At 65.3% G+C, this 9236-nt stretch carries 10 protein-coding genes; 5 read left to right on the top strand and 5 right to left on the bottom strand.

Annotated features, from left to right (window positions below; all coding sequences use genetic code 11):
• Window positions 1–432: 432 nt before the first annotated feature.
• From modC to ACN0X6_RS24580, 4 genes are all read right to left on the bottom strand, one after another.
• Window positions 433–1557, bottom strand: coding sequence for a molybdenum ABC transporter ATP-binding protein (gene modC, locus ACN0X6_RS24595; RefSeq protein WP_417707960.1), 1125 nt, complete (start codon window positions 1555–1557; stop codon window positions 433–435).
• Window positions 1557–2237, bottom strand: a complete 681-nt coding sequence (gene modB / locus ACN0X6_RS24590; RefSeq protein WP_417707959.1) for a molybdate ABC transporter permease subunit — start codon at window positions 2235–2237, stop codon at window positions 1557–1559. Before modB ends, modC begins: the two co-directional genes overlap by 1 nt.
• A 20-nt stretch (window positions 2238–2257) precedes the next feature.
• Window positions 2258–3013 (bottom strand): molybdate ABC transporter substrate-binding protein, encoded by a 756-nt coding sequence (gene modA, locus ACN0X6_RS24585; protein WP_417707958.1) that lies wholly within the window; start codon window positions 3011–3013, stop codon window positions 2258–2260.
• Window positions 3014–3154: 141 nt separating this feature from the next.
• Complete coding sequence (locus ACN0X6_RS24580) at window positions 3155–3928, bottom strand: AraC family transcriptional regulator (protein WP_417707956.1); 774 nt, start codon at window positions 3926–3928, stop codon at window positions 3155–3157.
• 104 nt (window positions 3929–4032) lie between these two features.
• Here ACN0X6_RS24580 and ACN0X6_RS24575 point away from each other — a divergent pair, with 104 nt between their 5' ends.
• The 3 genes from ACN0X6_RS24575 to ACN0X6_RS24565 all read left to right on the top strand — a co-directional run bounded on the left by ACN0X6_RS24575 (window position 4033) and on the right by ACN0X6_RS24565 (window position 6408).
• A complete protein-coding gene (locus ACN0X6_RS24575) occupies window positions 4033–5250 on the top strand; it encodes an MFS transporter (RefSeq protein ID WP_417707954.1) in 1218 nt (405 codons plus the stop codon).
• A 53-nt stretch (window positions 5251–5303) separates the two neighbouring features.
• The gene (locus ACN0X6_RS24570; protein WP_417707952.1) at window positions 5304–5951 is read left to right on the top strand and encodes a DUF998 domain-containing protein; all 648 of its coding nucleotides are present in this window, start codon (window positions 5304–5306) and stop codon (window positions 5949–5951) included.
• A 151-nt stretch (window positions 5952–6102) separates the two neighbouring features.
• The gene (locus ACN0X6_RS24565; RefSeq protein ID WP_125836179.1) at window positions 6103–6408 is read left to right on the top strand and encodes an NIPSNAP family protein; all 306 of its coding nucleotides are present in this window, start codon (window positions 6103–6105) and stop codon (window positions 6406–6408) included.
• 72 nt (window positions 6409–6480) lie between these two features.
• On the opposite strand, the gene ACN0X6_RS24560 is transcribed toward ACN0X6_RS24565, so the two are convergent.
• On the bottom strand, window positions 6481–7110 hold the full coding sequence (locus tag ACN0X6_RS24560) for a class I SAM-dependent methyltransferase (protein WP_417707949.1): 630 nt from the start codon (window positions 7108–7110) through the stop codon (window positions 6481–6483).
• A 174-nt stretch (window positions 7111–7284) separates the two neighbouring features.
• Between ACN0X6_RS24560 and ACN0X6_RS24555 the strand changes: the two genes are divergently transcribed.
• Entirely contained in the window at window positions 7285–7569 is a 285-nt protein-coding gene (locus ACN0X6_RS24555; RefSeq protein WP_417707947.1) for a hypothetical protein, read from the top strand.
• A gap of 332 nt (window positions 7570–7901) precedes the next feature.
• Entirely contained in the window at window positions 7902–9143 is a 1242-nt protein-coding gene (locus ACN0X6_RS24550) for an MFS transporter (protein ID WP_417707945.1), read from the top strand.
• Window positions 9144–9236: the final 93 nt, after the last annotated feature.

The following is a 9236-nucleotide window of genomic DNA, read 5'->3' as shown; positions in this document are numbered from 1 at the left end:
CCGTCTGGCGTTCCGGAATACCCTTTGATCGCAATAGGATCGGACAACAGGCTTGCGGCCGAACATAGGATCTACGAGCCGGGGGCATGTGCGCCTGATCGGTGCGCACGGCGCACCCTACGGCGTGCACCGATCTTTACGTAGGGTGCGCCATGCGCACCGGGTATGCCGCAATTGTCGGGCGTCTGGTAATCGCCCCGGATTGCATCCGGGCTACGAGCCGGGGGCATCTGCGCGTGCTCGGTGCGCGCGGCGCATCCTACGGCGCGCACCGATCCTGCGTAGGGTGCGCCATGCGCACCGGGTATGCAGGAATTTGCCGGGTATCTGGTAATCGTCCCGGATTGCATCCGGGCGACGAACCGGGGGCATCTGCGCGTGCTCGGTGCGCGTGGCGCACCCTACGGTCGACCGGCTCGTTTGTCCCGCCCCCTAGGGTGCCAACAACGATACCGACTTGATCTGCGCCCAGAGCGCCTGTCCGGCATGAATGCCCAACTGATCGAAGGAGTAACGGGTGATCCGTGCCAGCAGATGCTGTTCGCCGATGCGCAGGGTCAGCAGCATCTGCGCGTCTAGCGCCTGCCAACTTTCCACCGTCGCCAGCAGCAGGTTGAGCAGGCTGCAATCCTCGGCGCGATTGAGCGCCAGGCTGACGTCGCGGGCCTTGATCTTCACCCGAACCTGATGGCCGCTGGGCAGCGCCGCATGGGGCAAGCGCAGGCGCGCCTCGCTGCCAGGCAGTTGAAGCTCCAGCAGATCGTAGGTGGCATCGTGAGCGCAGACCTGACCGTCGATCACCGCCTCGGCATCCTCGTCGCTGGCGAAGGGCAGGTCGGCACGCAGCAGGGTTTCCTTGAGCGGGCCGCTGGCGCGCACCTGGCCTTCGTCGAGTAGCACCAGATGATCGGCCAGGCGTGCCACTTCGTCCGGCGCATGACTGACATAGAGCACGGGTATTTCCAACTCCTCGTGCAGCCTCTCCAGATAAGGCAGCACTTCCTGCTTGCGCTTGAGGTCCAGCGAAGCCAGCGGCTCGTCCATCAGCAGCAGGCGCGGGCTGGTGACCAGCCCGCGGGCGATGCCGACGCGCTGGCGTTCACCACCGGACAGCGCCGAGGGCATGCGCTCGAGCAGATGGCCGATGCCCAGCAGTTCCAGTGCCTGATCCAACGCCACCTTGCGCTGCGCGGCGGGGATGCGCCGTTGGCCGTATTCCAGATTCTTGCGCACGCTCAGGTGCGGGAACAGGTTGGCGTCCTGGAATACGTAACCGATGGCCCGCTTGTGAGCGGGCAGAAAGAACCCGCGCTCACTGTCCTGCCAGAGCTCTCCGGCGACCTGCAGGTAGCCCTGCTGCGGGCGATCCAGCCCGGCGAAGCAGCGTAGGCAACTGGTCTTGCCCGAACCGGAATGGCCGAACAGCGCGCTGACGCCGCGCCCGGGCAGGTCGAGGTCGACATCCAGGGTGAAGCCCGGATGCCTGACCAGAAAGCGCGCGCGAATGCGTCCATCGTCTTGGACGGCGGGCGCCGAGGCCTTGCCGAAACCGAACATCACAGTGCCCTCATCCGGGTGCTGCGCCCGCTGTACAACGCCAGCAGAACGATGAAGGAGAACGCCACCATGCCACCGGCCAGCCAGTGCGCCTGGGCGTAGTTCATGGTTTCCACGTGGTTGTAGATCTGTACCGAGACCACCTGGGTCTTGCCGGGGATATTGCCGCCGATCATCAGCACCACGCCGAACTCACCGATGGTATGGGCGAAACTGAGAATGGCGGCGGTGATGAAGCCGGGGCGGGCCAGCGGCAGCACCACGCTGAAGAAGCAGTCCCAGGGATTGGCGCGCAAGGTCGCAGCAGCCTCCAGCGGACCACGGCCGATGGCCTCGAAGGCGTTCTGCAACGGCTGCACGACGAAGGGCAGGGAATAGAAGATCGAACCGATCACCAGGCCGGTAAAGGTGAAAGTGAAGGTGCCGAGACCCAGGCTTTGCGTCAGTTGGCCGAAGAAGCCATTGGGCCCCATGCTCACCAGCAGATAGAAGCCGATCACCGTCGGTGGCAGCACCAGCGGTAGCGCCACCACGGCGCCGACCGGGCGCTTGAGCCAGGAGTCGGTGCGCGCCAGCCACAGGGCGATGGGCGTGCCAATGATCAGCAGCAGCACGGTGGTCAGCGAGGCCAGCTCGAGGGTCAGCAGGATCGCATCGAGGTCGTTCTTGGACAGCGGCATGAGTGGGTTCCGGTGGCAGGCTACGGCAGTTTATAGCCGAACGATTCGATCACCTTGGCCGCTTCCGGGCCTTTCAGATACTCGACCAGTGCGACGGCGGCCGGGTTGTTCGCGCCCTGCTTGAGCATCACCGCGTCCTGCCTGATCGGGTCGTACATCGCGTCCGGGACGATCCAGGCCGAGCCGCTGCTGAGCTGGCCGTCCTTGTACAGCTGCGACAGGGCGACGAAACCCAGCTCGGCGTTACCGCTGGAGACGAACTGGTGCGCCTGGGTGATGTTCTGGCCCTCCACCAGCTTGGCCTTGACCGCCTCACTCAGGCCCAGCTTGTCCAGCACCTGCATCGCGGCCAGGCCATAGGGCGCGGCCTTCGGGTTGGCGATGGACAGGTGCCTGAACTGGCCGGCTTTCAGCGCTGCGTTCGTGCCGTCGAGGTAGCTGGCATCGGCCGACCACAGCACCAGGCTGCCGATGGCGTAAGTGAAGCGCGAGCCGGGCACGGTCGCGCCGTCGCCCTCCAGCCTGGCCGGGGTGCTGTCATCGGCGCTGAGCAGCACATCGAACGGCGCGCCATGCCTGATCTGCGCGTAGAACTGCCCGGTGGCGCCAAAGGATGCGAGCAGCTTGTGCCCGGTGGCCTTCTCGAAGGCAGGCGCGATGGCCTGCATCGGTGCGGTGAAGTTGGCGGCGACCGCGACCTTGACCTCGTCGGCGATGGCGCCGCTGGCGAAGACCAGGCCGAGGGCGAGAAGGCTGTGCTTGAGAGGCTTGAGCATGAGTATTTCTCGTGGCGTCGATCCTGACGACAGACCGGATGCGCAATCCTACATCGTTATGTTTATTTATATATAGCGGTTGTTGAAGTGGCTAATGAGTGTCGTCGGCATGCTGCGAGCAAGCGTTGGGCAGCCTCGGCATCACTTGAAGAACTGGCTGGGCGTGGTGCCGAACTGCTTCTTGAACATGGTGGCGAAGGCGCTGGGGCTTTCGTAGCCCAGCGCCACGGCGATGTCGATGATCTTCTCGCCCAGGGCGATGCGCTCCAGGGCCAACAACAGGCGCGCTTGCTGGCGCCATTGGCCGAAGGTCATGCCGGTGCCCTTGTGGAACAGGCGCTGGATGGTCTTCTCGTCCAGACACAGGCGGGTGCTCCAGTCGGCCAGGGTGGAGGCGTCGCCCGGGTCGTTCTGCAGCGTCGCGCAGATCGCCTGGATGCGTGGGTCGGCCGGCTGCGGCAGGTGCAGCGGCAGGGTCGGCAGGATGCGCAATTCATCGAGGATCAGGCGCATCACCCGCGCCTCGCGCGAGTCGTCGGCATTGGGCTGGGTGATCGCCACGGCGGCGCGGATCAGCTCGCTGAGCAGCGGTGAGATGGCCACGGCGCGGCACTCGGCGGGCATGTCCGCCAGGCTGTCGGGGCGCACGAAGACGCTGCGCATTCGCACGCTGCCGATGCAGCGGATCGCATGCACCTGGCCGCAGGGCATCCAGATGCCTCGGCTCGGCGGCACCGTCCACTGGTTCAGCGCCGAAGTCACCACCATCACCCCGGAGATGGCGTAGATCAGCTGATGCTTGTTGCGGTGCGAGTGCGGCTCGATGATGGCGTTGATCGGGTAATCGGTGGCGCTGCTGCTGATCAGCCAGGGGGAAGCGTCGATCTCGGCCAGCAGCTTGTCAGGTAATCGCATGCCTGTGCCCTTTTTGCGAGGGTTGCTGCCCTGTCTTCGTGAGACAGGCGATTGGGCGCAGCCTAGCATAGCGCCGTTCCTCACCTCGTCCGGAAGCTTCAAGCATGTCCAGCAGTCCTGCCGCTACGACCCTGGCCGGCGCCTCGCCCGTCAGCCAGGCCAGCCCTCTGGTAATGCGCGTGATCGGCGCCTGCGCCCTGGCGCACCTGATCAACGACCTGATCCAGGCGGTGTTGCCCGCCATCTACCCGATGCTCAAGCTCAACTACGGCCTGAGCTTCGCCCAGATCGGCCTGATCACCCTGACCTTCCAGCTCACCGCCTCGCTGCTGCAGCCCTGGGTGGGCTATCACACCGACCGCCATCCCAAGCCCTGGCTGTTGCCGGCCGGTTCGCTGTGTACCCTGGTCGGCATCCTCATGTTGGCCTTCGTCGGCAGCTTTCCGGCGATCCTCATGGCCGCAGCACTGGTGGGCATCGGTTCCTCGACCTTCCATCCGGAGGCGTCGCGCATCGCCCGCCTCGCCTCGGGCGGCCGCTACGGCCTGGCGCAGTCCACCTTCCAGGTTGGCGGCAACGCCGGTACCGCTTTCGGCCCGCTGCTGGCGGCGGCGATCATCATTCCCTACGGCCAGGGTAACGTCGCCTGGTTCGGCCTGTTCGCCGCCTTCGCCATCGTCGTGCTGTATGGCCTGAGCCGCTGGTATCGCCACCACCTGACGCTGTTCAAACTCAAGCAGGGCGGCATGGCCACTCATGGTCTGTCGTCCGGGCGGGTGAAGTTCGCCTTGCTGATCCTGGCGCTGCTGGTGTTCTCCAAATACTTCTACATGGCCAGCTTCACCAGCTATTTCACCTTCTTCCTGATCGAGAAGTTCGACCTGTCGGTGGCCAGCTCGCAGCTCTACCTGTTCCTGTTCCTCGGCGCGGTGGCGGCCGGCACCTTCTTCGGCGGGCCGATCGGCGACCGCATCGGGCGCAAGCGGGTGATCTGGTTCTCCATCCTCGGCGTGGCGCCGTTCTCCCTGCTGCTGCCGCACGTCGACCTGTTCTGGACCGGCGTGCTGAGCATGGTGATCGGCTTCATCCTGGCCTCGGCGTTTTCCGCCATCGTGGTCTTCGCCCAGGAGCTGATGCCGGGCAACGTCGGCATGATCGCCGGGCTGTTCTTCGGTCTGATGTTCGGCTTCGGTGGCATCGGCGGGGCGCTGCTCGGCTACCTGGCGGACATCCACGGCATCGAGGAGGTGTTCCTGCTGTGCTCCTTCCTGCCGCTGCTGGGCATCCTCACCGCGCTGCTGCCGTCGCTCAAGACCCGTTAGCCGACTCACCGCAGGGGCAAGGGGCCCCCACTACCCGCAAGGAGCAGGGACGAATGAAAAACCTTGATCGGATGTTGCTTGGCCTGGGCGTGCTGATACCGTTCTGGCTGTTCTTCGGCGTGTTGCTGACGGCGCTGGCGTACCCCGATTACAGCCATCTGGATCAGGCCATGAGCCAGCTTGGCGCGCAGGGCTCACCCACCCAGGGCTTCTCGGCCTGGGTCAACAACCGGCCGCTGGGCGTGCTCTTTGTGCTCTTCGCCGTGGGCGTGCTGCGTCGGCTGCGCGGCTCGCGGCTGGCGCTGTTCAGTGCCGGGCTGATGCTCGTCCATGGGCTGGCCAGCTTCGCCACCGGCTATTTCCCCTGCGACCAGGGATGCGCGCCGCTACAGCCGTCCTTCTCGCAGCAGATGCACAACCTGGCCGGGCTGGTGATGTTCCTGTCGCTGACCCTGGCCAGCCTGCTCTGGGCCTTTGCGAGTAAACGCCTGATGGGCGCTCGCGGCTTCGGTCTGTTTTCCCTCGCTTGCACCCTGTTGGCCGTGGCCACTGTGGTGCTGATGGCCCAGGCCGTCGAGACCGGGCATTCGTTCGGCCTGTACCAGCGCATCAACTACGGTATCTCGGTGATCTGGGTCGCAGGCCTGGCGCTGATGTTGTCGCGAAGCCGTGCCGGTCCCCTCCAGCCAGGTGCAACTTGAAGCGCTTCGCGGGCACTGGGGCGCCGATGCTCGGTGCTCTGCAGCGGGCGGTTGTTGGCGAAGGCGATTTCGTTCCGTAGCAGATGCATCTGCCGGCCGAGCCGTGTTTATATCGCGCGCTCATCGAACATGCCCGCAAGGAAGGACTGCCATGATCACTTGCTACCTGCGCTACATCGTCGACCCCTACAAACTCGAGGAATTCGAGCGCTACGCGAAACTGTGGATTCCCTTGGTAGAGAAATTCGGCGGTACGCACCATGGCTATTTCCTGCCGTCCGAGGGGGCCAATAACGTCGCGCTGGCACTGTTCAGTTTTCCCAGCCTGACCGACTACGAGCGCTACCGTCAGGATTCATTCGTCGACGCCGAGTGCCAGGCGGCGTTCAAGTACGCCGAGGAGACGCGCTGCGTCCTCAGCTACGAGCGCAGCTTCTTCCGCCCTGTACTCGACTAGGGCGAGGCAGGGAACTACCAGGCGCCTGGCTGTCCCGAGCGAGCGCCCTGGCATGCCTTGCGGCGGTGAACCTCAACCGAGTCGCCGCCACACGCTGGCCAGCCAGGGTTGCTGGTCGCGTGGCAGGCCGGCGGGGCGGTAGTAATGCTCCAGTTCGACGAAGCCGGCCGCCGTGAGCCGCGCGCGCCAGCGTTCGAGGTCGTGGTAGCTGCCGTAGCGTGGGCCGTTCCAGCCTTCCTGATTCTCGCCGCGCGGGTTGGAGCTGAACAGCACGCCGCCGGCCTTGAGCGCCGCATGCAGCTCGCCGAGCACGCGCGGCAGCTCCTGATCCGGCACGTGGAACAGGCTGGCGTTGGCGAAGATGCCATCGAAATGCCCGGCCGGCAGGTCCAGTTCGAGAAAGCTCTGCTGCCACACCTCGCAGCCGCTGTCGGCGCGCGCCATGGTGACGAACTCGGCGCATCCATCGAGGCCGACGGCAGTATGACCGAGGCCGCTGAAGGTACGCAGGTCACGCCCCGGGCCACAGCCGAAATCGAGGATACGCCAGGGCTTTTCAGCTTCGATATGACGCAGCAGGGCGGCAATGTTCTGACTCACATCATGGTCGCGCGTGCCCTCGCGAAAATCCTCGGCGCTGCTCTGGTAGTGGGCCAGGGTGAGAGCGCTGATTTGCGTGAGTTCGTCGGGGCTCAGGGGCATGGTGAGGTTCCGGTAAAAGAGCGCATTAAAACCCTTTGGCGGGGCGCACGGCCAGAGGCGGCATGCCCCTTGGTCGATGGCAATGAACCCGCGTACCGCTTGCACAGTCCCATTTCCTGAGGGGTGTAGACCGGCTGGCTGCAGTCGGGCACCCACAATCAAGGAGATAACGCGATGGTTATGCACTACAAAGTCTCTGGCCACCTCGCCTGTGGCTCTCATGGTGAAAAGCTGCCCGCCACCACCGAACTGGCCAAGGTCAAATGCCGCAATTGCCGCAAGACCGAAGTGTTCACCGAAGCTCGACGTAACTCACGCAATGCCGCGCGACGTGCCGCCCGCCGCGAAAAGGCCTCCCGCGCCGTCAACGACTGGCGCACGTCCTGGGAGGCGCGTCTGGCTGCCTTGCCAGGCCCGCAGCGTCTGCCGCGCGGTTTCGGCGACCAGGCATTCGTCTAGCCTGGATATTGGCGGGAGGAATGACCTCCTGCATCCCCCGAGCTGCCAATACCTGCAGGAGCCGAGCCCGCGGCGAATGGAGCCGGCGGCTCACTATTGCGATACGGCCGTATCCGTCTTCGCGCCGGGGCGGCGCTCCTGCAGTGACCGAACCAGGCGCGGCACCCGGCGTCGTCCAGTAAGGCGCTCGTGTGTGTCTGACGCCACCGCGTAGACCAGGGCGTGATCTGCGCAACAGCCTGTTCTCGGGTTTGCCCCGTGGCGGAGCTTTCCCGTAGATTGGCCGGCTTACCTCGTCCGGCACTGGCCGGTTCTGCCTCGAGATTTTCGCCGTGTCCGCTGCCCCTGTTTCCGTCTACCGACTTCCCGGTTTCCTGCCGTTTCTCATCGCCCGCATCGTGGTGGTGTTCGCCGTACAGATCCAGGCCATCGTGGTGGCCTGGCAGGTCTACGACCTGACGCGCGATCCGCTGTCGCTGGCCTATGTCGGCCTGGCCCAGTTCATCCCCATGCTGGTGCTGCTGATGCCCGCCGGCGACCTGATCGACCGCTACGACCGCAAGCTGATCCTGATGCTCAGTTGGCTGCTCGAAGGCCTGTGTGCGGCGGCGTTGCTGTGGTTGTCGCTGAGCGAGGTGGCGGTCAGCTGGTACTACGCGGTGCTGGTGCTCTACGGCTGTGGCCGCGCCTTCACCGGGCCGGCGCTATCGAGCCTGTTGCCGCAGATCGTACCGCGCGAGCGCCTGGCTGCGGCCATCGCCGCCAACAGCATGATCATGCGCGGCGCGACCATTTCCGGGCCGGTGATCGGTGGCGGCCTGTACGCCATCGGCGGCGGTGGGCTGACCTACTCGGTGTGCCTGGCCTGCTTTCTCGCCGGCTCCGCACTGCTGCCGCGAGTGCCGGTGCGCTACGCGGAAAAGATGCAGGCGTTGGAGTCCACCGCCTGGGCGCGCTTTACCGCCGGCATCCACTTCATCCGCACGCGGCCGATCATCCTCGGCACCATCTCGCTGGACCTGTTCGCCGTGCTGCTTGGAGGCGTGATCGCGCTGCTGCCGATCTACGCCCAGGAAGTGCTGGAAGTCGGGCCGACGGGCCTTGGTCTGCTGCGCAGCGCCATGGCCATCGGCGAGGTGTCGGTGGGTTTGTACCTGAGCATGAAGCCGTTCAACCGCCATGTCGGCCTGGTGATGTTCGGCGCGGTGGCGCTGTTCGGCGTGGCCAACCTGGTGTTCGCGCTTTCCAGCCTGTTCTGGCTGTCGTTCGCCGCGCTGGTGGTGGCCGGCGGTGCGGACATGGTGAGCATGTACATCCGCTCATCCTTGGTGCAGTTCTCCACCCCGGACGCCATGCGCGGCCGGGTCAGCGCGGTGAACATGCTGTTCATCGGCTCTTCCAACGAGCTCGGCGAATTCCGCGCCGGCACCAGCGCCGCCTGGTTCGGCGTGGTGCCGGCGGCGCTGATCGGCTGCGCCTGCACCCTGACCGTGACCGGTGGCTGGATGCTCGGCTTCAAGAGCCTGCGCAAGGTGGACCGCTTCGAGGATGCTTCGCCAGCGAAGGTGGACTAGCGTCTTCGTTTCAAGGCGTAGATCCTATGTTCGGCCGCAAGCCTGTTGTCCGATCCTATTGCGATCAAAGGGTATTCCGGAACGCCAGACGGC

This window comes from Pseudomonas sp. (genome assembly GCF_048269965.1).
GTDB lineage: Bacteria > Pseudomonadota > Gammaproteobacteria > Pseudomonadales > Pseudomonadaceae > Aquipseudomonas.
The sequence above is the reverse complement of the archived record's forward strand: the minus strand, read 5'-3'. Positions and strand labels throughout refer to the sequence as shown.